General features: G+C 32.3%; 22 protein-coding genes. 5 read left to right on the plus strand and 17 right to left on the minus strand.

What is annotated here, in order from left to right:
• Positions 1-285 precede the first annotated feature (285 nt).
• The gene (locus tag LQ675_RS09935; RefSeq protein WP_075578416.1) at positions 286-642 is read left to right on the plus strand and encodes a transcriptional regulator, SarA/Rot family; all 357 of its coding nucleotides are present in this window, start codon (positions 286-288) and stop codon (positions 640-642) included.
• Positions 643-793: 151 nt separating this feature from the next.
• On the opposite strand, the gene LQ675_RS09940 is transcribed toward LQ675_RS09935, so the two are convergent.
• The 10 genes from LQ675_RS09940 to LQ675_RS09985 form a co-directional block, all read right to left on the minus strand.
• Entirely contained in the window at positions 794-1,402 is a 609-nt protein-coding gene (locus LQ675_RS09940) for an AAA family ATPase (RefSeq protein WP_075578415.1), read from the minus strand.
• Positions 1,399-2,256: a class II fructose-bisphosphate aldolase gene (locus LQ675_RS09945; protein WP_075578414.1), complete on the minus strand. Its 858-nt coding sequence runs from the start codon at positions 2,254-2,256 to the stop codon at positions 1,399-1,401. The genes LQ675_RS09940 and LQ675_RS09945 overlap by 4 nt, the downstream gene beginning before the upstream one ends.
• A 13-nt stretch (positions 2,257-2,269) precedes the next feature.
• The gene (locus LQ675_RS09950) at positions 2,270-3,559 is read right to left on the minus strand and encodes a PTS sugar transporter subunit IIC (protein WP_048540010.1); all 1,290 of its coding nucleotides are present in this window, start codon (positions 3,557-3,559) and stop codon (positions 2,270-2,272) included.
• Positions 3,560-3,574: 15 nt separating this feature from the next.
• Positions 3,575-3,880, minus strand: a complete 306-nt coding sequence (locus tag LQ675_RS09955; protein WP_048540009.1) for a PTS sugar transporter subunit IIB — start codon at positions 3,878-3,880, stop codon at positions 3,575-3,577.
• Positions 3,877-5,961, minus strand: a complete 2,085-nt coding sequence (locus LQ675_RS09960) for a BglG family transcription antiterminator (protein WP_075578413.1) — start codon at positions 5,959-5,961, stop codon at positions 3,877-3,879. The genes LQ675_RS09955 and LQ675_RS09960 overlap by 4 nt, the downstream gene beginning before the upstream one ends.
• 294 nt (positions 5,962-6,255) lie before the next feature.
• Positions 6,256-8,052, minus strand: coding sequence for a beta-glucuronidase (uidA, locus tag LQ675_RS09965; RefSeq protein WP_075578412.1), 1,797 nt, complete (start codon positions 8,050-8,052; stop codon positions 6,256-6,258).
• Between the two features lie 24 nt (positions 8,053-8,076).
• Positions 8,077-9,399, minus strand: coding sequence for a glycoside-pentoside-hexuronide (GPH):cation symporter (locus LQ675_RS09970; protein WP_081359403.1), 1,323 nt, complete (start codon positions 9,397-9,399; stop codon positions 8,077-8,079).
• Positions 9,400-9,794: 395 nt separating this feature from the next.
• Positions 9,795-11,015 (minus strand): helix-turn-helix domain-containing protein, encoded by a 1,221-nt coding sequence (locus LQ675_RS15050; protein WP_158259172.1) that lies wholly within the window; start codon positions 11,013-11,015, stop codon positions 9,795-9,797.
• A 168-nt stretch (positions 11,016-11,183) separates the two neighbouring features.
• Positions 11,184-12,068 carry a 5'-nucleotidase, lipoprotein e(P4) family gene (locus LQ675_RS09980; RefSeq protein ID WP_048540001.1) on the minus strand — a complete coding sequence of 295 codons (885 nt, stop codon included), beginning with the start codon at positions 12,066-12,068 and terminating at the stop codon, positions 11,184-11,186.
• 122 nt (positions 12,069-12,190) lie between these two features.
• The gene (locus LQ675_RS09985) at positions 12,191-13,159 is read right to left on the minus strand and encodes an ABC transporter substrate-binding protein (protein ID WP_075578410.1); all 969 of its coding nucleotides are present in this window, start codon (positions 13,157-13,159) and stop codon (positions 12,191-12,193) included.
• Between the two features lie 105 nt (positions 13,160-13,264).
• Here LQ675_RS09985 and LQ675_RS09990 point away from each other — a divergent pair, with 105 nt between their 5' ends.
• The gene (locus LQ675_RS09990) at positions 13,265-13,756 is read left to right on the plus strand and encodes a GNAT family N-acetyltransferase (RefSeq protein WP_239727826.1); all 492 of its coding nucleotides are present in this window, start codon (positions 13,265-13,267) and stop codon (positions 13,754-13,756) included.
• 13 nt (positions 13,757-13,769) lie between these two features.
• Complete coding sequence (locus tag LQ675_RS09995; protein ID WP_048539996.1) at positions 13,770-14,765, plus strand: LLM class flavin-dependent oxidoreductase; 996 nt, start codon at positions 13,770-13,772, stop codon at positions 14,763-14,765.
• Between the two features lie 237 nt (positions 14,766-15,002).
• Here the strand turns inward: LQ675_RS09995 and pruA are convergent, their stop codons facing one another.
• The 6 genes from pruA to LQ675_RS10025 all read right to left on the minus strand — a co-directional run bounded on the left by pruA (position 15,003) and on the right by LQ675_RS10025 (position 21,000).
• A complete protein-coding gene (gene pruA, locus LQ675_RS10000; RefSeq protein WP_037589857.1) occupies positions 15,003-16,553 on the minus strand; it encodes an L-glutamate gamma-semialdehyde dehydrogenase in 1,551 nt (516 codons plus the stop codon).
• A 229-nt stretch (positions 16,554-16,782) separates the two neighbouring features.
• Positions 16,783-17,685 (minus strand): homocysteine S-methyltransferase, encoded by a 903-nt coding sequence (mmuM, locus tag LQ675_RS10005; protein WP_048539994.1) that lies wholly within the window; start codon positions 17,683-17,685, stop codon positions 16,783-16,785.
• On the minus strand, positions 17,669-18,997 hold the full coding sequence (locus LQ675_RS10010; protein WP_048540109.1) for an amino acid permease: 1,329 nt from the start codon (positions 18,995-18,997) through the stop codon (positions 17,669-17,671). Before LQ675_RS10010 ends, mmuM begins: the two co-directional genes overlap by 17 nt.
• A gap of 248 nt (positions 18,998-19,245) precedes the next feature.
• Positions 19,246-19,758, minus strand: coding sequence for a thioredoxin domain-containing protein (locus LQ675_RS10015; protein ID WP_048539993.1), 513 nt, complete (start codon positions 19,756-19,758; stop codon positions 19,246-19,248).
• A 149-nt stretch (positions 19,759-19,907) separates the two neighbouring features.
• On the minus strand, positions 19,908-20,108 hold the full coding sequence (locus LQ675_RS10020) for a cold-shock protein (RefSeq protein WP_025905033.1): 201 nt from the start codon (positions 20,106-20,108) through the stop codon (positions 19,908-19,910).
• A 205-nt stretch (positions 20,109-20,313) separates the two neighbouring features.
• Entirely contained in the window at positions 20,314-21,000 is a 687-nt protein-coding gene (locus tag LQ675_RS10025; protein ID WP_048539991.1) for a 2,3-diphosphoglycerate-dependent phosphoglycerate mutase, read from the minus strand.
• A gap of 150 nt (positions 21,001-21,150) precedes the next feature.
• Here LQ675_RS10025 and LQ675_RS10030 point away from each other — a divergent pair, with 150 nt between their 5' ends.
• Together LQ675_RS10030 and LQ675_RS10035 are read left to right on the plus strand one after the other, a co-directional pair.
• Positions 21,151-21,537 carry a CidA/LrgA family protein gene (locus LQ675_RS10030; protein ID WP_048539989.1) on the plus strand — a complete coding sequence of 129 codons (387 nt, stop codon included), beginning with the start codon at positions 21,151-21,153 and terminating at the stop codon, positions 21,535-21,537.
• Entirely contained in the window at positions 21,534-22,217 is a 684-nt protein-coding gene (locus tag LQ675_RS10035; RefSeq protein ID WP_048539987.1) for an LrgB family protein, read from the plus strand. Before LQ675_RS10030 ends, LQ675_RS10035 begins: the two co-directional genes overlap by 4 nt.
• Positions 22,218-22,718: 501 nt before the next feature.
• Here LQ675_RS10035 and hxlB read toward each other — a convergent pair.
• Positions 22,719-23,258, minus strand: coding sequence for a 6-phospho-3-hexuloisomerase (gene hxlB / locus LQ675_RS10040; protein ID WP_048539985.1), 540 nt, complete (start codon positions 23,256-23,258; stop codon positions 22,719-22,721).
• Position 23,259: the final 1 nt, after the last annotated feature.

Genomic DNA, 23,259 nt, shown 5'->3' on the forward strand with positions numbered 1-23,259 from the left:
AGATTTTTTATTTTTCATAATTGAATACTTCGATTTCACACAAGATAATTATTGATTTATTTGTATTATACAATTATTTTTTATAACTTTTTATTTTAATAAATTACATATGATTTTTCACTTATTATATTGCGTAAGCAGTTAATTTTTTGGTATTATTTAGGAGTAAACTATTTCGTCTTTTGAAATTCCAACAATTTTAAAACATTGTATTATCGATTTTTTCAACATATTAACGACTCATAAGAAATATTAAATTTAAAAATGAAAAATCAGGAGGATAACATGGACAACATTATTCATTATGAACTACTCAAAAAAGAAATTTTTAATAGAATTTTTGATGAAATGCATTTAAAACGCATGGATTTAATCACATTATTCTATCTTAACGAAATCAATGAAGAGGAAGTCTACGTACGTAAATTACGCAGACTCATGTTTGAACCTTCTTCTTCAGAATTAACAGGAGCATTAAAATCACTCGAAGAACTGAAATACTTCAATAAAGTAAGAGACCCTCAAGATGAGCGTTCTATCATTTTAAAAAATATCAATTACGAGGCTATTAATAAAACATTAAACAAATGCAAAAGTATCACTTATGAAAATTTATCTAAAGTTGAAGAAACATCAAAATAAAAAATTTCCAACCAAACAGGCTGGGTAATAAAAATTTCACCCAGCCTTTCCTTATTGACTTAGAACTCGCTAACTTTCACTATTTCGAATTGTGGTTGTTAGAACGAGGCTCGTCACGGACATTTCTATATACTTTGTTCCTTAAATTACTTTAATTTTCTATATTATGATTTATCCATGATAAAATTTCATTTAAATTAACATCTTCAAAGTGCGTAACATTTATTCGCTTATAATTACCGATATGGAAACGGTCATACTGTCGATCTTCGCACTTAGATTTAAATTGTTCGAAATCATCTAAATCATCTGGTGTATTCGGAAAATCACCATCTTTATAACATGTAACAATATGTCCTACATGCCTGGCGTTATCAAGATCTCTTTCTTTCTGCCTCTTATAAAGCTCATGCATCTCTCCGTACAAAATTAACGTCTTAGGCTTGTATTGATATTGATTTATCATACTTGTTAACATGTCTTCTTGTTTATAACTAAAAGGATAATCAATGATGACTTTCTTAGAGTGTTGAAACAAATCATCTAATTGAATATAAAATGTTTTCCAAGCTTTGTCACCAAGTGTTGCTTTCTCAGACAAATTATTAAATCCATATTTATCAAAATAACTTTCTTTAATATCGTCATAAGACAAGATGTGCCAATTATCATTTGCTTTCATAATTTGATTTGCTAAGTAAGTCTTTCCTGTACCTGGTGAACCGGCCAATATTAATATAGACTTTTGTTTTTCTTTCATACTTTAACACGTTCTTTATTCATAAAGAGATTTATTTTATGCGCAACGATATTTTTCACCGCTTCATTACAAGGAATAATATTATGTCTTAAAGACTTATTGACCTTCGTTTCTCCAAAATATTTTTTGGCCGTTTCTGTCCAAGTAACAAGTAATTCTGTACCCACATTAAACTTTCTTATACCATTATCAATGAGTTCAGGAACATCTTCTTCTTTAACACCTGTACCACCATGTACGACTAACGGTGTGTCTACGATTGCATTAATCTCAGCTAACAATGGAATATTGACATTTGTCTTTGATTTAAATTGCCCATGATTCGTACCAATTGCAACAGCTAACGCATCTACCCCTGTTGATTCTGCAAAATACTTTGCATCTTCTGGATCTGTGTATCTTACTTCAGAACCATCTATTGTAATACCTTCTTCTGTACCACCAATAATACCGAGCTCACCTTCAACAGATGTTCCATGTTGATGTGCATAACCTACAACTGCTTTTGTTTTCATGATATTTTCCTTTAATGGTAATGATGAACCATCAAACATGACAGATGAATATCCTGCATCAATCGCTTCTTTTATATCATTAAAGTCTTTCGCATGATCTAAGTGGAGTACAACATCTACCATTTCCGAATTTGCGATGCTTTTAGTAACGGTTACTAAAGTCTTATATCCAATATATTTAGCAGTATCCACACTTGTTTGAATAATGATTGGACTGCCTGCTTCTTTTGCTGCTTCAATTATACTTGGTAACATTTCTAGATTATGTGCATTAAAAGCACCAATTGTACAATTTAGACGTTCTGCTTTTGCTGTTGCTTCTTTCAAATTAATATACATAATATTCGCTCCTTTAGAATGCTTTCATTAATGGTCCAATAATCCATGCATAGAATAATGCTGCTGCAACTGTATCAACATCTGTAGCGGTTGCATTAACAAATCCCATATTACTTAAGACGGTTACTAATAGTGCCGGTAATAATGTAATAAACAGCCCGTGTGCGATACCGCCAATAATGGCACCTCTTAAACCACCTGTTAAATTACCAAATATACCTGCCGTACCACCTGCGAAAAAGTTTGTCAGTATACCAGGTATAATCATTGCTAATCCGATAGTTGGGAATAAGAACATCGCAATAACTGTACCGATAGTCGTTGTAATAAATCCAATAATCACAGCGTTTGGTGAGAAAGGAAATAGTACTGGACAGTCTAAGGCGGGCTTTGCATCAGGTACTAATTTCATTGCAATACCTTTAAATGCTGGAACAATTTCGCCTAATAGTAATCTCACACCTGCTAATAGTACATAGACACCAACTACAAACTGAATAGATTGTAAAAATGCATACATAATATAGTTTGTATCACCTGATAATTTAGATGAGAAGTCTTCTCCTGCAAATAATACAGTTACTAAAAAAAGTGGTGCCATAACGACCATTAAAGATAAATATGTGTCCTGTAAAAATTCAAAGTTCTTAGGTAGCTTTAAATCTTCTACTGATTTTCTATTTTCTCCTCTTTTGCCGAATACGTATCCTACACCTGCTTCAAATACATAGCCAAGTGTACAAAAATGACCTAAAGCAATATGATCGCCACCCACGATTTTTCTTACAAATGGTTGAGCAATAGCTGGCATCATTGTCGCGAATATACCACCAATTAAACCGCCAATAATAACGAGTGAAAGACCTCTTAAACCTGCAAAATATCCACCAATCGTCGTCATTGTTGCCATCCATAATAATGCTTGACCAGTTAGAAAAATATATTTCCATGGTGTAAATCTTGCGATCAAAATGTTAAAAATAAAAATTGCTAAAAATGTAAAAGCAATTTCTCTTCCGAGTCCTAAATCACCCATTGCTTGACCATTTATTGCTTCAATTGAAGGAACAATGCCTTCCATATTAAAACCTTGTGAAAAAATTTTCCCGAAATAAGTTAAACTTCCTACAATAATAGCTGAACCTGCAGTTAATACTTGAAATCCGAGCAATGTTTTAAATGAACCCGATATAATTTGACCGGGCGTTTTCTTTTGTAATATCAAACCTAACATTGCAATTAAAGCGACAATTATTGCTGCTTGCGTCAAAATATTTTGTATAATAAAGTTTATAATTTGCATAGCATCACTTCCTTATTAAATGATCCCTTTTTCTTTTAATACTGGTGAAAGCTTTTCTTCAATTTCTTCAGTTGAGACAATATTTTTTAAATACACAATAGAAGTTGTATTTTCATCAATTGAAAAGTTATTAAATTGTGATTTAAAGTTTTCTCCCGTAATGATAATTTCCGCATTTCTAGATACTGCTGATGAGATTGTGTCATGATCTAAATCTGCTTCAACACCTAACTTGTTCAACACATCCTCAGCTGCCATTTGACACGCAAAGCTACTTCCTAAACCTGCTCCACAAACGAATAATATATTTAATTTACTCATGATATTTCCTCCTTTAATAAATAATCGATAAATTGACTTTTATCATCAAAGCTTAATAAGCGATTAACTTTTTCTTCATTTCTTACAAGTGAAACAATACTTTTCATAATATTTAAATGTGAAAATGAATCTGTAGCGGATAAGCAAAATATAATTTTCACTGGATCATTGATTTCATTTCCAAATTCTATATTTGGGTTAAGTGTCGCAATACTGACACCAAGTGCATTAGCGCCTTCTTCTGGTCTGGCATGTGCTAAAGCAATGTGCTTACCTATTACGATATACGGACCATATTCTTCTACTGATTGAATCATCGCATCTTGATATTGTGATGTGATAATGCCATCTTCTAAAAGTGGTTTAGAAACTTTTTTGATTGCATTTTTCCAATCTGTACAAGTTTCGTTTAATAGTACGTGATGATCTTCCAATACTTCATTTAACATAGGCTGCACCTCTTTATCATTGAAATTAAAATTGTTTGTTTCGAATAAATGTTTCATATCTTTATAATCTGTTTCATTTAATTTCATTCCTTTATTCTCTAACCAAATAGATATATCTTTGAATAAGGAAACTTCATTTCTTTTTACCTTTTCGTTATTTCTAGATAAATAAGCATGTTGTTCTAAAAATCCTTCTATTTTCTTTATATCTGTTTCATTCACAATGGCATTAACGTAACAAGTCGGTTTATTAAATTCAGTATCAATTGTCGTAAACACAATATCGACATCATCATTTTCTATAAAAGCTTCTTCGTTTGAGGCTAATATTCTTATGATATTTACGTTAAAGTGCGACTTTAAAATTTCAGCTAATAAATTACTCGTTGCAATACCAAAGCTACAGACAATAACAGCATTAAAGAAATGTTTATTTTGCTGTACATATTTAAAATATGCCGTTGAAAAGTAAACAGTAATAAAGGCTATTTCATCTTCTGTAAAATCTAAATCAATATAACGATTCAATCGGTTCATAGAATATTTTTTAATGGTTTTAAAGAACTTGTAATGACTATTTTTAATATTTTCTTTTAGTGGATTATAGATTTGAATCCCTTGTTGTAACCGACTTATTAAGCCTGATATATGTTTATTCAAACCTTCAAATAAATAACTTTGATAACCATTAAAATCAATCGACAATTCATGTTCGACATATTCTATCAACTTAAGACTGACAAGCTGAGACAATGCGTCATGTTTATCATCTGACACTTGCTTCTTATTACCTATGAGTACATCCAGCCTATTGTAAATATAATTAAACTCACCTAAACTCACTTCTTGAAAATTCCAATCCATTACTTCGTCTACAAATATATTGATAATGCTGAGTTCTTTCTGTTTATCATCTTTTTCAGTATCTAATATATGACCGTTCTGAACTCTACAAATCCAAATAGCTGTTAAAATAATCACGGATAATTTAATATCATTTTGTTCTATCGCAATAACTTTAGAGTAGTTGTCTCTAATTTTATTGATATGGTTCAAACCAATGTAAGCAACTAAAGGGTTATATTGATCATACAAATCGTCAATAACCACTTTATCTTCAGTTATTCTTCTTACGAGATAATCATATAAAAAAGTACGAATATCGATTTCGTTTCCATCAATAGATAAACCAGTTGAAACATTAGAAACAATCTTCAAATTATACTTATCTAACGCTTGGCGAAGTAATTTCATATCTTTGTCCATCGTACTTTTAGAAATCTGTAAGTCTTCACATAACTCATAAATCTTTTGATGCGAATGATTCATTAAAGCATGACTCAAAATATATGCTCTACGATATACAGGATTATAAGTTTGCTCTTCAACCCTCCCAGAAACAATCTCTTTTAACTTAACCCTTTCCGAGTTAGTTAAATTTAAAATAAACGAACCACTTTGATTATTAATTTCCAAAAATTCATAAGTATTCAGAAATTCATTAATATCTCGTAAATCATTTCGAATCGTTCTTTCTGTTTTGTTGAACATAATACTGAGTTCCTTAGCAGAAACACTTTCTTTACTATTAAGAAAAACATTCAAAATATTTATCGGCCGACTTTTTAACATTTTTAACATCTCCCTTAATTAATATTGTAAATTTATACTTTAACAATTGTTAGTATTTTTATATTCTTATTAAAAACGGAAAAAATGTAAGCGTTTTAATAAAGCGTAATAAAAACGCCTTACCCGCTAGTGGTTACTAACGAATAAGACGCTTATTATATATTAATTTAGAGTCAGAATTCTGAATTCTGGTAATTAGAGGGACACCTCTTACGGACACTTCTCGGAATGCTGTCCCTAACGACACCTACTTCTCACCTATATCTTCTATTTCTTCTATTTCTTCTATTTCTTCTATTTCTTCTTATATCCGAAGTCTGGTATGTTATTCCAGCGTTTTCTGAAGTAATGTGCGACTGCTTTTGGTCTTCTTTCTCTAGTAAAGATACCTTTACGGTTTCCTTGTACGCGAATAACACCATTACTTGTTTCAAAGTCTGCGAAATTCCATACTTGCTCTCCTACAAAATTAGGGCATTGATCAATTATTTCATGGTTTGCTTCGTAATATTTAACTTGGTACTCTTCTGTAAACATAATATCATCTATTGCATGTAAACCAACCACTGTATCTGCTCCATATTCTGTGAACATGATCGGTTTGTCTGGTTGTTTTTCTAGCCAACCGTCTAATTCTTGTCGCAATGCTTCTTTCGCCGCTTCTAAATCACCACTTTGTATATACCATCCATAATATCTATTTAGACATATAACATCTACTAAGTCTTGTACTTGGCACACGTCTGGTAATGAATTCAGTAATGTCACGATCGTACATGGTCTATTTTGTGGATCTAGTTCTTTTGCAAGATTTACTAGTGGTTCAAAGTATTCTTTTGCCCCTAATGAAGCAGAGTCTGGTTCGTTCGCAATCGACCACATCACAACACATGCTAAGTTTTTGTCTCGAGTAATCAATTCTTCAATCACTTGCTCATGATCTTCTTTAGTTCTAATTTTCTCCCATGTATCTGTATTTTGACTACCGTCTAATGCTGCTGAGAAATTCAAATGCACACCGACTGCTGTTGTTTCATCAATCACGACTACACCTTGTTCATCAGCAAGACGCATCATTTCTTCAGAATATGGATAATGCGAAGTTCTAAATGAGTTGGCACCTATCCATTTCATTAAATTTAAATCTTGAATATTAGAAACTTCATTCAAACCTCTTCCGTGATAATAAGTATCTTCATGTTTACCAAATCCTTTGAAGTAGAATGGCTCACCATTAATGAGAAACTGTCCTTTTTTCACTTCAATTGATCTCACACCAAATGGTTCTTCATAATAATCTATGACTTCATCATCAGCTTTAATAGAAACTGCTAATGTATATTGATAACCATCACCTGGCTGCCATAAATGAACATTTTCAATTTCTACCGTACTTTCCGCACCATTTTGAGAAGCTACAATACGACCATCTTGATCTATAATATCAACTTGTATAGATTGGTTACCTGTTGCTTTAACCGTATATTCTACTTGTGCATTTTGACCATCTATATGCGGTACGATGACAATATCTTCAATATAATGTTCTTTTGGCGTTGTATAAATTTTGACTGGTCTATGTAAACCTGCATAGTTAAAGAAATCGAAGTTCGGTTCATTGACTGCTTTAATATTTCCTTTTGAATCTTTGACTTCTTTAAAATTACCAACTGGAAGTGTTGAGTCATCAAGAATATTATTGACGATAACTGTTAATCGGTTTTTCCCTTTTTGTACAACATCATTGATTTCAACTTCGAATGGTAAGAATCCACCTCGATGTGACACGACTTTTTGACCGTTCACAAAAACTTCTGCTTCATGTGTAGCTGAACCAAATCTGAGCACTTGTCTTTCTTGTTGTAATACGTTTGGAATTGTAAAAGTTGTTTCATAGACCACTTTACCGACATGATTTCTAATAGATGTTACAACACCTTGGTCGTTATATGAACCTGGTACAGCCATTTGTAAATCTGTATCAATTTCAGTTGTAACGTCATATTCACCTTTATATTCAATCAATTTAAAAGACCAAATACCTGATAAATCAATCACGTTTCTCGTTTCTGTCATAATTGGATATAGCATATAACATTCTCCTTTATCTATTTATTATAGTTTTTCAAATAATGCGAGTTCTGAAACAATTCGTTTATGTTTTTTATCTGTAAGCGTATAGAACATACCAAATATGATGAGCGCTAATAATACTGCAACACCCGGCACTATGAAATAAAGTATTTTCAATCCATGTATTGTGCCTGCTGTTTGCTGTACATTCGGTTGATAGCCGATAATCGTTAAAGCCATACCAGGAATAAAGCCAGCTAATGCTTGTGACACTTTACGCGCAAAGCTATAGCTTGAATAAATAATCCCTTCAGATCTAACACCTGTCTTCCATTGTGAATAATCTACAATATCACTGATAAAAGCCCAAACAACTGTATTCGGTATAACAAGGAAAAATTGTGATATACAGTTAATAATTAAGAATGTTATCACATGTTCACCACTGATTAAAAAGTTTGCCGCTTCAGCAATCGCAAACCCTAAAAGCCCGATAATCGCTGTATATTTCTTACCAAATTTTTTATTAAGAAAAGTTGTTAAGAATAATGCCGGAATTAACGTGATAATATTTAAAATACTTACGATACCTACTAAATTCTGTTCGCCTAATACATATTGGAAATAGTACAGTTGTGATTGTTGTTTTAAAAAGAGTGATGTAATACTGAGCAATGTAAATATAATTAATACGATAAAAGGTCCGTTTTTAAAGAGCCCTTTAAACGCTCTCAATTCACTGCCTTTCTTTTCATTTTCATCTCTTTCAACTATAAATCTTTCTTTAACACCCTTGTAACATAGAATATGGAATATCACGCCTATCAGTGCTAAACCACCGATTACGACTGGATAACCAACAGATACACTATCAAAGAGCGATATCATTGGAATAACAATGATACCTGTTATAAACATCGCGCCTTGAGAACCGAAATTCCTAAATACAGATAATTGTGTTCTATCATCTGAATTCAAAGTCATAGAAGCAGATAATGAACCATATGGTATATTCACGACTGAGTATGCAACATTAAATAATAAATATGTCGCAAACGCCCAAATAATTTTACCTTGATCAGAAAAATCTGGTGAAATAAATGAAACGATCGTTAAAAATGCAAGTGGTAAAGTACCATATAATATAAATGGTCTAAATTTACCTTTTGGACCGATTTTATTTCTAGAATCCACTAATGCTCCAACACCCGTATCGACAAAAGCATCAAAAAGTTTAGCAACTAAGAACACTAAACCTCCGTAGAATGATGAAATACCTAATACATCAGTGTAGAACTTCAGTAAATAAATTAAACCTAAATCAAACATAAGTCCGTTACCAAAATCTCCGGCACCATATGCCATTTTCTCTCTTAAAGATAGTTTAGGTTTGTTAATATCTTTAAACGTTTCAATTTTTGTTTTCCCTTTATTTGCTTGGTGACTAGTTGTTGTTTTTACAGTACTAATAACAACACCTCCTCAATAATTTGGGTAAGCGCTTACATATATGAACTTGAATCTACGAGTTCATTATAATTCTATTAGCATTCGATGAAAATCATCACTCAAAATAACAACGTTGTTACAAAAATTCAAAAGCCTTTATAAACACTTATATATCAATGATTACAGCGACAATCTCTAGATACACCACTTGCCATAAAATGATACGATAAGTGACAATTTTCTTTTTATTTTATACGATAAATCATATATATAAATATCACTAATTTGTTTTTCATAACATAATTACGAACTTAATTATGTGAATTTTCAGTTTTTAAAGATTTTCTATAGCTTAATGGCGTTTGACCATACACTTTTTTAAACAAACTAATAAAATAATGTGTATGTTGAAAACCGATATACGCTGCAATTTCTTGTATATTCATATTTGTCTTAATCAGTAAGTCTTTTGCGAGGTCTAAACGAATCTCATTAATATATTGAATCACACTTTTACCGACTTCTTGTTTAAATAATCTTGAAAGATATGATGTCGATACACCTAGATTTTCACAAATATCATCTAGTGAAATGTCAGTATGAATGTATTTATGAATATATTGTACGGCTGATTTAACATGTGCTGAATATTGAATAGCATGAACTTTCTGTGCAGCTTTCGCATAATTGCAGCAAATTTCTTCTAACAATAATGTCCTTTCTTTATCATCAGACACATTGGCAATCATTCTCGCATGTGATTTGGACATATCATCAATCGTTAAATAATCTACCCCAGCCGCTTCAATCGCTTTTCTACCTAGTGTATTCGTTAATGTAGCAGCATATAAGAAGTTATCCAGTTTAGTACTTAGTCTTTCTAAACCTTGAACTTTATCATTTAACTTCCTATTTAATTCTAGTACTTCCTCAACTCTCCCATATTGCATAGCCAGCATCATTTGATTTTCAAGTTTATAACGTTCCTCTAATTCTTTAAGTAAATAAGTCTTCGATATCGGTCGGTGAATGATTTGGTCTTGATCCGTTTCATCCATATGCACCTCAACAACATCATAATTTCTTTTTTGTTGATGAACATGGCGACCGACTAACTTAGCAAAGCGAACAATTTGTTGATAATGACCTGTAGAAATCCCCGTTAAATAATGTTTTAATATTTTCAAGTCAGCACTAGAACGCCTTTGTTCTTCTAACATATTTAGACATTCTTTCTCAGACGGGCGCTTTAATACGAACGGTCCAAACAAAATAATCTCGTTTATATTATGAAATTTCATCACCATAAAATGAATGCCATAACCATTAATCATATGATAAATCTTTTTAGAACTTAGACCCTTTATCCATTTATAAATCTTTCGTTGAAACTTTTTCGATTTCACATTATCAAATGGAGTCGCAAGTACTTTAACAACATCTTCAATATCTTCAACATTAATCACATTTAAATGGATACTCAAAATTTGTTCAGCAACATCCCTATGCCATTGCAATAAAGTCTTCTCCACAATAACCCTCCCCTCATCAAACCATCCTATTGTTATTTTAACGTATAATACTCTTTTGGTGTTTAGTATTGAATTTATAAGGTGGATTGAAAGTAAGCTTGATAGAATAAAAAAATCACCTATCATAACCTTTTCAAATCAGGCTATAACAGGCAATTTTTATAGTTATTATTTTTTATTATCTTTTTCTAATTTATTTGTTTCTGGGTTATAGTATGTGAGTTCTTTTTTTCTTAATTTATTAATATCTTCTGGGCTTTGGTCATAATTCCCATTATAAAGTGTTGCTTCCCAACTACCGTACATTGGATTTGGTAATATAATATATTTTTCTCCAAAGTCTTTTTTATGTTTCTTAACAAATTCAGTTCTTGATTTTAATGTACTTTCTTTTGGATCATCAAAATCAAGTATGTTGTCCCCAAATAACATAACTAAATCGTGATTTTTACGTACTTTGGCTCTTCTTTCTTCTTTACCTTTTTCATTTTCACCTTTTAGTAGTATATGATGTTTATCTGATTGTGGCATATCAAGGTCTTTCATATTTTTCAAAGTACCTTTAAAATCTTCTTTTTGGTCTCTATCTGACACATAGAAAATTTCTACTCCTTTTTTATCAGCATATTGTAAAAATTCTTTAGCCCCATATACTGGCTTTGCTTTTCCTGCTGCAATCCATTCATGCCAACCTTCAGGGAAAGTCTTATGTTTGAGCGATGCGTATGCTTGATAAGGTGAATTATCTAGAACTGTTTCATCTAAATCTAATACGATGGCAGGTTTCTTTTTACCTTTATGGTGCTTTAATTTTTCATCTAATTTATCTTGAGCAGTATTATAACCTTGTAGATATAATGCTTTTGCTTCAGCTGACGTTTGATACCATGCAACACTCATTACATTTTGTTCTGCTAAATCCTTTTTAGTAACTTTATCTTTCTTAACTTCTTTAGTTGCTGTTTGATTAGCTAATACATGATCAGCATTTGAAACACCTGTTACACCCCCTAATAATACAACTAAAGCTGAACTTGCAATTAATTTTTTCATACTTTCATCCCCTTTTTATTTTTTCACATCCACTTTACATTTAATTAATATTTATTTCAACTTTCAAAAAAATTCCAGTATAGATTAATTTGAAAGTTCATCTATACTGGAATCCCGTTATATTATTCAGCTTTTTTAAGAATTTCTTTTTTAAGTTTTACTCTAAGTTGTTCTAATGTAAGTGGATCTGTAAACCAATAATCTTCTGCTTTATACGTAATAACTCTGTCATTTTTTACAGCGTCTAAGTTTTTCCAAGTTGCTGTTTTTTCAAAATCAAAGTTACCGTATGATGGTTTACTTAAGAAGATATAGTCTCCGGCATAATCTGATATTTCTTCTTTAGAAATAGATTCATAACCTTTTCCGCCTTTTTTAACTTTAGCTTCATATTCTTTAGTCATTGGCATACCAAATGCATCATGTACAATGTCTAATCCACGTCCCCACGTGCTTTCATATATAAAGATTTCTTTTGAGTCTGGTTCAAATACTGATGCAGTTGAATCGCCAACTTTACTTTGAATCTCTTTTTTATCTTTAGCTGTTTCTTTATTCCACTTGTCGATCCAATCTTTAGCTTTATCTTCTTTACCAGTTAACTTCCCTAACTCTGTTAATATTTCTTTATGGTTATACTTTGTATAAGTATAAGGAACAGTCGGTGCAATTTTTTGATATTTTTTAAGATTTTTATCCATTGAATCCGCAATAATTAAATCCGGTTTCTGTTTCGCTACTTGCTCGACATTCCCATCACCAACGAATTCTACACCATCTAAATGTGGTTTAATAATAGATGATTCCTTTGCCCAATCCGGAACAGCAATTGGCTTAATACCTAATTCAATAAAATCCCCTACATAAAAAGCTGTTAAGACAGCAATTTTCTTAGGTTTTTTTGGAACTTGAATCGTTTTCCCGTTCTCTAGTTTGTAATCTTTTGTTTCATTCGATTCTGACTTTTTCGTATCATTTGAACTATTTGAGCACGCACTTAGAAGTAAAATACAACTTAACAATCCTATAATAAGCTTTTTCAAATTATGCTTCCCACTTTCTAATTGATATACATTATCAATTATATACATTTTCTAAAAAATAACCAGACACATAAGCAAAAATGCTTAAAATTTTTAAAGATAAGATATACTAGAATTAAATAAATTATGAAGGTGAAACATATGGAGTATAGAATGGCCACAATTAATGATGTACAAGGTATTATAAAAGTTTGTTCTGATGGATATCGTGTGACATATAAAGATATACTACCTGAAAAATACATCACACAAATTATTAATGAATTTTATAATGAACAACGGGTTTCTAACGAAATAACGCATATTGATCAATATTGGAATGGATGGTTTGTTGCTGAAGATAATGGACAAATTGTTGGCGCTGGTGGCGGCGGTTTTAGAGAACCACATATCTCTGAATTATATGTCCTATACTTGGATCCAACGCGTAAACGAGAAGGCATCGGTTCGTGTTTATTAAATATTATTACAGAAGATCAAATAAGAAGAGGTGCCACAGAACAATGGGTTTCAGTAAGTAAAGGAAACCATATGGGAATTCCTTTTTATGAAGCCAAAGAATTTAAATACCAATATGAAAAACCAATGTATACTCTACCAGAAAATGAAAACTACATTTCATTAAAATACAAACGTCAATTATAAGGAGCGTTATAACGTGAAATTAAGTGTATTAGATCAAGCACCCATTTCTAAAGGAAGTACGCCTGAAGAAACATTACAAAATACTATCGCATTAGCACAATGGACTGAGTCGTTAGGTTATCACAGATATTGGGTTGCTGAACACCACAATACGAGTGGTCTTGCAAGTTCATCACCAGAAATCTTGATGACTCAAATTGCAGCTTCAACTAAACATATTCGAGTTGGCTCTGGTGGCATATTATTACCACAATATAACCCTTATAAAATTGCAGAGAATGGTAAGACTTTATCTGCATTATTTCCTAACCGTATCGACTTAGGATTTGGTAATTCACCAGGTGGTTCTCCAATTACACAAAAAGCTTTAACTGATGATCATATTAAACCAATTGAAGACTTTTACAGACAAGCATCTGACTTACAAGGATTCTTGCATAACTCGTTACCTAGAGATCATAAATTTAGACTCGTTAAAGCAGGACCACGCATAGACAATCCACCAACAATGTGGTTATTAGGTTTAACTGAAAATGGTGCTAGAAACGCAGCACAACTAGGAATTGGATTTGTATTCGGTCACTTTATAAATCCTAAATATAAAGAAATCGCAATGAAGCGCTATTATGAAGACTTTATACCATCCGTTAATATGAAAGAACCAACAGCCATTGTTTGTATTTTTGTAGTATGCGCAGAGACAGACGAAGCAGCAGAACAATTAGCCATTTCACAAGACAAATGGTTATTAAACGTAGGTAAAGGATTAGGAACAAAAGTTCAACCACCAGAAGAAATCAATATAGACGATTATACAGAAGAAGAATTAGAACTCATTAAGACGAATCGAAAAAGAAGTATTATAGGTTCACCACAAACAGTAAGAAAGCAACTTAATCAACTAGCAGAAGAATATCAAACTAACGAATTTATGATTATAACAAATATTTATGATTTCGAAGCCAAGAAAAAATCATATCAATTACTAGCAGAAGAAATCTTGGCATAAATGAGATTTGCTGGAGAAGATTTGGGATGTATATTGAGATCTGTGCTGGGATGTAACTTCCATTATTCTGAATTCTAGTAATTAGAATCCGCTAACTTCCATTATTCTGAATTCTGGTTGATAGATGAGCGCTCATTTAGAGACATTTCTCGGAATTATGTCCCTAACAAATCAAAATACGCATCAAAAAGAAAGAACCTGAGGCACATCGTGTGCCTCAGGTTCTCTTAATCTATACTAGAATTGTTCTGATAATATTTTTTGTTCTAAGAAGTTTAGCATATAGTCTGGGCTACCTGTCTTAGCATCTGTTCCTGACATTTTGAAGCCTCCGAATGGATGATAACCTACTACTGCTGATGTACAACCTCTGTTCAAGTATAAGTTACCTACGTCATAATCTTCACATGCTTGTCTCCAATGTTCACGATTATTTGTAATGACTGCTCCTGTTAATCCGTAATCTGTGTCATTAGCAATTTCTAATAATTCTTCAAAGTTATCGCCTTTAGTGAAACCGACAACTGGTCCGAAGATTTCTTCTTGCATAATTTGATCACTTGATTTAAGTCCAGAAATGATTGTTGGATGTACGAAATAACCTTTACTATCGTCAGTCTTACCGCCAACTTCTAGCTTACCTTCTTTACTTCCAATTTCGATATAATTTTTAATTTTATCAAATTGTTTTTTATTGATAACAGGTCCCATATATACATCAGAACCGCCTTCTGTGTGATTAATTGAAAGTTCTTTTGTTAATGCGATTGATTTTTCTAGAACTTCATCATAAACATCTTTGTGCACGATTGCTCTTGAACATGCAGAACATTTTTGACCAGAAAAGCCAAATGCAGAATCTACAATTGCTTTAGCTGCTAAATCAGTATCTGTATTTTCATCAACTATAATTGCATCTTTACCGCCCATTTCAGCGATAACACGTTTTAAGAAGTTTTGGCCTTCTTGAACTTTAGCTGCTCTTTCAAAAATACGTGTACCTGTTGCTCTTGAACCTGTAAATGTTACAAAGTGCGTATCTTTATGATCAACTAAGTAATCACCGATTTCTTTAGGATCACCTGGTACAAAGTTTACAACGCCTTTTGGAAGACCTGCTTCTTCTAAAATTTCCATTAATTTATATGCAATTAATGGTGTATCTTCTGCTGGTTTAAGTAATACTGTATTACCTGCAATAATAGGTGCAACTGTCGTACCTGTCATAATTGCAAATGGGAAGTTCCAAGGTGGAATTGTAACACCAGGACCCATTGGTTTATAAATATATTGGTTATGCTCCCCTTCTCTATCAAAGACTGGCTTACCATTAGCCAATTCCATCATAGAACGCGCATAATATTCAATAAAATCAATACCTTCATTTGTATCTCCATCTGCTTCATTCCATGGCTTACCTGCTTCATAAACCATTAATGCAGAAAGTTCATGTTTTCTTCTGCGAATTATAGCAGAGACTCTGATTAATAATTCGGCTCTTTCTTTATGAGACCATTTTCTCCAAGTCTTATAGGCTTCTTTAGCCGCTTCCATCGCTTGGTCAACTTGTTCTTTAGAAGCTTTTGAAATTGTACCTAGTACTTGTTGGTGGTTTGCAGGATCTACAGATTCAAACTTATCATCTGTATAAATCTTCTCACCATTAATTACTAGAGGAATTTCTTTCCCAAATTCAGATTTAACTTTTATTAATGCATCTTTAAACGCTTGTTGATTCTCTTGATTTGTAAAATCTGTTGCTGGTTCATTGTGAAATTCTACTACCATCCTTCATACCTCCTAAAAATATAAACCTAATAAGAGATAAATACCTCTTATAAAACATTTTACTATTGTATTTTAAAAATTATCAAGTAAAGGGCTTTCATAAAAAAATGATTATTATTCAAAAATCTTATAATCCCTATAACAGCAGTACTTTAGAGAGTCATACATACAAAAATGATGAGACATCTCAAGATGCCTCATCATTACTCAAATAGAGAAATTATACACTTTATTTAATAGCTTGATGTATGTGTTGAATATCTTGTGGCGTTGTTTCACAACATCCACCTACTATTTGAACGCCTTGCGATATCCACTCTTTAGACTTTTGAGCAAGCAATGCATGATCTCCTTGACCTACCCAAACTTTTTCTACTGGATCAAATGTCTTACCACCATTCGGATAAACAGCAATGACTTGTGGTAATGCTGTTAATCCCTTTTTAATTGCTTTATCAACACTTTCAATCTTTGAACAATTCACGCCAAATACAGGCAGTCGCTCTTCATAGTCTTTAATATATTGGCATACTGTCTCAAATTCAGTACCATCGGATAGATTACCTTCATCACTTACGGTACATGATATCCAGAATGTGATGTCATCTGAATATTGAGGAATGATATGTTCAACGATTGATTTAATTTCATTAAAGTTAGGCACCGTTTCAAATACAAAATCATATATACCTCTATCAATAAGTGCTTGAATACGTGCTTGATGAAAGTCAATATAATCTTCTATAGATACTTCATATGCTCCAGTATATTCTGAGCCATCACTTAAATATGCGCCGTATGGGCCTAAACTGCCTACTATAACTTGTTCATCTGTCACAGATGCTTTTATTTGTTCGACAGCAACATCAAATAAATGTTTTATTTCTGACGTTTGCATACCAATAGATTCAAATGTAGCAAAGCTTGCTTGATAAGTACTTGTTAATACAATATCAGCACCTGCATCTGTAAATGCTTGATGCGCTTGTTTCACTTTATTAGGTTCATGAATGATTACTTCACTAGACCATAATGACGAATTCAAATCACATCCATAACCTTCTAATGTTGTGGCTAATCCACCATCTAATACTAAAGTGCGTTCTTGTTTAATTTTATTCAGAAGTCTCAATGATCTGACCGTCCTTTTTATGATATTTTACAAAATAAAATACAATCGCAATAATCGCAAACGGAATACCGAAATATAATGCTGGTGATTGATTCGGATCAAAAATCATACCAATACATGACACTAAACAAAGTATAAAGCCAATGATTGGTACACTTTGATGAATTTTCAAATGTTTATTTGCTCGTTTCGCATTGAAATAAGATAAACAAATACTCATCCATACGATTACGACAGCTAAACCTGCTATAGAAACAAGTACGATATATAATGTATCCGCAGTATAAATACTTGAGAATAATGCCAGTAAACCACCACACATACTAAAAATAGTAGCGCGTATCGGCATTTGATGTTTGTTTAGTTTCTTAAAATAATTAGGGAACATGCCTTCATTTGAAAGACTCCAAACCATTCGACTAGCTGCATATAACCCTGAATTGGCCGCTGATAATAATGCGGTAATAATGACTAAATTCATAATATCACCAGCATACGGGATACCCATATTTTGAAAGATAACAACAAATGGACTTTCTAATGATTTCCCTTGATAACTCGGTATGAGAATAGAAATAATAACCATCGTTCCAATGAAGAAAATAATTAATCGCCATAACGTTGCATTAATTGCTTTCGGAATTACTTTTTTAGGATTTTTCGTTTCACCTGCTGCAATACCTATCAGTTCAGTACCACTAAATGCATAGTTAACAGCTAACATCGTTAAGAATACGGCGCCTAAACCATTTGGAAATGTTGGATTCGTATATCGTGATTTAATTGTATCTAGACCGCTATAACCACTGTAGTGAATAAGCCCGAATAACGTGAGAGCGCCTAAACAAATAAACAGTATGATAGCTAAGACTTTCACTAAAGAAAAATAAAATTCAACTTCAGCGTAGAATTTCGTAGATACAATATTAAAAGCTAAGACAAGTATAATCGCAATACTTGAAAATATGTATACAGGTACATCCGGTAGCCACTTCTGCATTAAAATACCCACTGCCGTAAATTCAGAACCAAGTGCTACTGTCCATGTTAACCAATAAAACCAAGCGACTATATATCCTATTGAAGGATGTATATATTTTGAAGCATATACATGAAATCCACCTGTCACCGGATGTTCAATCGCTAATTGTCCGAGACATAGCATAACGAGATACACGAGAATAGCACCAACCACATAAGATAACATCGTACCTAAGGGACCCGCTTGTTGCAATGTATAACCAGAACTTAAAAATAACCCTGTCCCAATTACACCACCAAAACTTAATAACATAATATGTCGTTGTTTCATATCACGTTTATATGACTGATTTGACACGATATACCTTCTCTCTAAAATTAAAAATATCTTCAATTTTATATCTTTCGAATAATTCAGTCAACTTATAATTTTCTGTAAATATAAAAAAACCTCTGTATAGTATGGTTTTTATAGCATACTATACAAAGGTTTTAGGTCAGAAGTCTTCGTGCGTTACACCCTGATTTTGTACCTTTGCGCACTATATCTTGCAGTCTTCGTGCGTTCTCACCACTTCATCATATACCTTCTAATGCATTTCTTAATTTTTCTTGTATCGTCTCTTTACCATCTTCTACAGGATTAAATTCAAATTTTTCATCATTTATAAAAACGGTTGGCACGCCTTTAATCCCTCTTTCAAATGTTTCTTGCATAATGGCTAAGGATCGATCGTCTGCATTTTTTTGTGGTGATAATCCTAATTCATGTTCCATTTTTCTTTCTATCGTTTCAAAATTCAATGTCCATTCGTCTTGTGTTTCATATAGGTGTCTTACTATTTTAAAACTTTCTTCGGGGTCATCGTAATCCAAATAAATATTCGCAACAGTTCCTTTGAGCAGTCTTTGTTTCGTCTTATCAAAATGCTTGACGATATATTGTACTTTATTCTCATTAATATAAGGTTCTAAAACTTCGTCAGCTGCTGCAAAATAATTTAAACAATATGGGCATGCAAAATTAATAAATGCCTCTATTGTTATGTTTGCGTCTTTGCTTCCTACTGTTAAATGTTGGATTTCTGTCATAACGTTACCTCCTATATGTTGTTATACTTATTTAACCATTTCACAGCCGATAAAGCGAATGATTATATTCAGAATTGTTCACCAATTTGAAGATATACAAAAAAACACTTCATAACAAAGTTATGAAGTGTTTAACTAATGGTTAAATATTAGTTTTTGATAACGTTAACTGCTTGAGGTCCACGTTGTCCTTCTTCGATATCGAAAGTAACTGAAGCACCTTCGTCTAATGATTTGTAACCTTCAGTTTGGATAGATGAGAAATGTACGAATACGTCGTTACCATTTTCTCCTTCGATAAATCCGTAACCTTTTTCTGCGTTAAACCATTTTACTGTACCTTTATTCATAATAAAAGTCCTCCTATTGTGCTTTTGCACGTATATTTGCAATAATCAATCTTCAAACTTAAATGGACTTTATTAACTATGAATAAAACTACCAATTAATTTAATCTCGAAATATCACTTGCTACCTACTATACGCTATAAATGATTGAAAGTAAAGCTTTATGTTAAATTAAACTTTTATTTTACTTTTATCCTGTGTTAAAACCTATAAATAATACTTGTCTATCACTTTTAAAGATTCATCTAATTCATATATTAATGGTGCGCCTGTTTTGATTTCTAAGTTTGAAATTTCATCATCTGGAATATCTTCTAAATACTTAATCAGTGCTCTTAAAGAATTACCATGTGCAGAAACTAAAGTCGTTTGATGGTTTAATAAACTTGTTGAAATATGATCTATCCAATATGGAATAACTCTATCCAATGTATCTTTAAGACTTTCAGTAACAGGCATGATTCTTCTATCTAACATTTCATATCTTCTATCATTCAAGTATTCTTCTCGTAATTTTTCATCCGCTTCTGGAGGTCTTGTATCATAAGAACGTCTCCAAATATGAACTTGTTCTTCACCATATTCTTCACGTACTTGATCTTTATTTTTACCTTGAAGACCACCATAGTGACGCTCATTTAAGCGCCACGTTTTGTAAACAGGTATCCAAAGTTGGTGAGAATACTTCAATAATAAATATGTGGTTTCAATTGCTCTTGTTAAAAGTGATGTATACACAACATCTATTTCGATATTTTGTTTTAATAATTTTTCACCTGAGATTCTCGCTTCATTATACCCTTGCTCTGATAACTCTACATCTGCCCAACCTGTAAATAAATTTTTCGCATTCCATTCACTTTGCCCATGTCGACATAAAATTAATTTTGGCATATGATTCGCTCCAATCTTTTAATTGTTAAGTCTATTGAACCACTAATTGTAAATTTTTAAAAATAAAAAGACCTTCCGATAGCATTTCAAAATATCCAAATCAGTTCTATAATAAATATCATCATAAAATGTTAAAAGGATTGAGTTGTCATGATTTATAAATTCATAAAAATCATACTCCAAATATGTATGATTTATTTTATTACCGTACTAGGTAGTTGGATACAAGAAACATTAAACATACCTATTGCAGGTAGTATTATCGGACTTGTGATACTTTTCTTATTATTACAATTTAAAATTATAAAAGAAGAATGGATTAAAGACGGTGCAAATTTATTATTAAGTACGATGATTTTCTTTTTCATTCCATCAATCGTTGGTGCTATGAATTTAGTTAACCAAATAAACGCGCAATTTATCTTTTTAATTGTATTAGTCATCGCAAGTACATGCATAGTTGCACTCTCATCAGGATACATAGCTGAGAAAATGTTAAAAAGCAATCATATAGAAGAAAGTGGTGATCAATCATGATGATTAAAGCACTTTTAATGATTCTTTTAACAATTGTCATGTACATATTTGCATTATTTATACAGAAAAAATTCAAGATCACCATCCTACACCCTGCACTCGTTTCATCCATTGCAATTATATGCGTACTTGTGTTGTTTGGATATAATTACAACGACTATATGGTAGGGGGTCAATGGATTTATGACTTTTTAAATTGCACAGTTGTCTGTTTAGCATATCCACTTTATTTATATAGAAAAATGATTGTTCAACATTTTAAAGTCATTATCACAAGTGTATTAGTTGGGATAACGATTAATATTATTTTAATGTTTACGATTTTAAATATATTCGGTTATTCGAAAGAAATGATTGCATCATTGTTGCCTAGATCTATAACAGCAGCAGTCGGTGTACAAGTATCACAACAAATTGGCGGAATAGACAGCTTAGCCGTGTTGTTTATTATAGGTACAGGATTAATTGGAAGTATGTTGGGATCATATCTTATTAAAATAGCAAAATTCCAAACATCCATTGCCAAAGGACTCACTTATGGCAATGCATCACATGCTATTGGAACAGCCAAAATATTAGAAACTGATATCGAATCAGCAGCCTTCAGTTCAATCGGCATGATTCTAACAGCCCTAATCAGCTCAGTCGTGATACCATTGTTTGTTATATTAGTATATTGAGAATTTAGAGATGAAGATTATACAAAGATAGAGGCTGGAGTGAGTTTGTAGGTCTGTATGAGGTGCTATGTTGCTTGTTTGAGGAGTCTTGCAACATACGAGGCGCTCTATGTTGCTTGTTTGGGATGTCTTGCAACATACAAGGCGCCTATTTATCTTGTTTCACTAGTCTTGATAAATACAAGCCGCCTATTTATCTTGTTTCACCAGTCTTGATAAATACAAGCCGCCTATTTATCTTGTTTCACTAGTCTTGATAAATACAAGCCTCCTATTTATCTTGTTTCACTAGTCTTGATAAATACGAGCCGCCTATTTATCTTGTTTCACCAGTCTTGATAAATACAAGCCGCCTATTTATCTTGTTTTACTAGTCTTGATAAATACTGGGCTCCTGAATGTTGCTTGTCACGCCTCACTTGCAATGTTCACACCTCCAACAACACTCATCTCTATCTAAAAAGTAAGAAACCGTCTGAAAATTTCAGACGGTTTCTTTTATTATTCCAAATTCGCGTGTTTATTTTGCATAAATGTTTCACTTACGTTTAATTGTTCCATTAAATCCATTACGATACTATCTAAATATAATTGAGTGCTTTGTTCGAACAGACTTCCTAGTGGTTGTTCTGATCCTTTTTCATCATATTTAGTACCTGCTGGTAAAACGATCACGTCATCTGCTATTTCAGCGATTGGTGATTGTTCCTTTGTAGAAATTAATATGATGTTCGCTCCAATATCTTTTGCTGTTTGTGCGAGTAATTTTAAGTGAGCTGTTGAGCCTGAACCAGAGACAATCAATAATTTATCTCCTTCTTTAATAGAAGGTGTACTTGTTTCACCTACTACATAGCTTTTCTTACCTAATTGGTTCAATCTCATAGCAAAACTGTTCGCGACAAATGCAGAGCGTCCTTTAGCTGCTACAAACACTGGAACTTCTGACTGCAAGCTATTTACGAATTGCTCAGTATCCTTCAAGTCTACTTGATTTAATGTTTGCGTGAGTTCATTCAATATTAATTGATAACGGCTCATA

It is taken from the genome of Mammaliicoccus sp. D-M19 (assembly GCF_022386695.1).
GTDB classification, from domain to species: domain Bacteria; phylum Bacillota; class Bacilli; order Staphylococcales; family Staphylococcaceae; genus Mammaliicoccus; species Mammaliicoccus sciuri.

Bases quoted from the DNA above. Each gene is read 5' to 3' on its own strand.
- LQ675_RS09960 (WP_075578413.1), bottom strand. From the start codon at position 5,961: ATGTTAAAAAGTCGGCCGATAAATATTTTGAATGTTTTTCTTAATAGT.
- pruA (WP_037589857.1), bottom strand. From the start codon at position 16,553: ATGGTAGTAGAATTTCACAATGAACCAGCAACAGATTTTACAAATCAA.
- LQ675_RS10020 (WP_025905033.1), bottom strand. From the start codon at position 20,108: ATGAATAAAGGTACAGTAAAATGGTTTAACGCAGAAAAAGGTTACGGA.
- LQ675_RS10030 (WP_048539989.1), top strand. From the start codon at position 21,151: ATGATTTATAAATTCATAAAAATCATACTCCAAATATGTATGATTTAT.
- LQ675_RS10025 (WP_048539991.1), bottom strand. From the start codon at position 21,000: ATGCCAAAATTAATTTTATGTCGACATGGGCAAAGTGAATGGAATGCG.
- LQ675_RS09985 (WP_075578410.1), bottom strand. From the start codon at position 13,159: ATGTATATAATTGATAATGTATATCAATTAGAAAGTGGGAAGCATAAT.
- LQ675_RS10035 (WP_048539987.1), top strand. From the start codon at position 21,534: ATGATGATTAAAGCACTTTTAATGATTCTTTTAACAATTGTCATGTAC.
- LQ675_RS09955 (WP_048540009.1), bottom strand. From the start codon at position 3,880: ATGAGTAAATTAAATATATTATTCGTTTGTGGAGCAGGTTTAGGAAGT.
- uidA (WP_075578412.1), bottom strand. From the start codon at position 8,052: ATGCTATATCCAATTATGACAGAAACGAGAAACGTGATTGATTTATCA.
- LQ675_RS09970 (WP_081359403.1), bottom strand. From the start codon at position 9,399: ATGGCATATGGTGCCGGAGATTTTGGTAACGGACTTATGTTTGATTTA.
- LQ675_RS09990 (WP_239727826.1), top strand. From the start codon at position 13,265: ATGGCCACAATTAATGATGTACAAGGTATTATAAAAGTTTGTTCTGAT.
- LQ675_RS09935 (WP_075578416.1), top strand. From the start codon at position 286: ATGGACAACATTATTCATTATGAACTACTCAAAAAAGAAATTTTTAAT.
- LQ675_RS09980 (WP_048540001.1), bottom strand. From the start codon at position 12,068: ATGAAAAAATTAATTGCAAGTTCAGCTTTAGTTGTATTATTAGGGGGT.
- LQ675_RS09945 (WP_075578414.1), bottom strand. From the start codon at position 2,256: ATGTATATTAATTTGAAAGAAGCAACAGCAAAAGCAGAACGTCTAAAT.
- LQ675_RS10015 (WP_048539993.1), bottom strand. From the start codon at position 19,758: ATGACAGAAATCCAACATTTAACAGTAGGAAGCAAAGACGCAAACATA.
- LQ675_RS09950 (WP_048540010.1), bottom strand. From the start codon at position 3,559: ATGCAAATTATAAACTTTATTATACAAAATATTTTGACGCAAGCAGCA.
- LQ675_RS09940 (WP_075578415.1), bottom strand. From the start codon at position 1,402: ATGAAAGAAAAACAAAAGTCTATATTAATATTGGCCGGTTCACCAGGT.
- hxlB (WP_048539985.1), bottom strand. From the start codon at position 23,258: ATGAGCCGTTATCAATTAATATTGAATGAACTCACGCAAACATTAAAT.
- LQ675_RS10010 (WP_048540109.1), bottom strand. From the start codon at position 18,997: ATGAAACAACGACATATTATGTTATTAAGTTTTGGTGGTGTAATTGGG.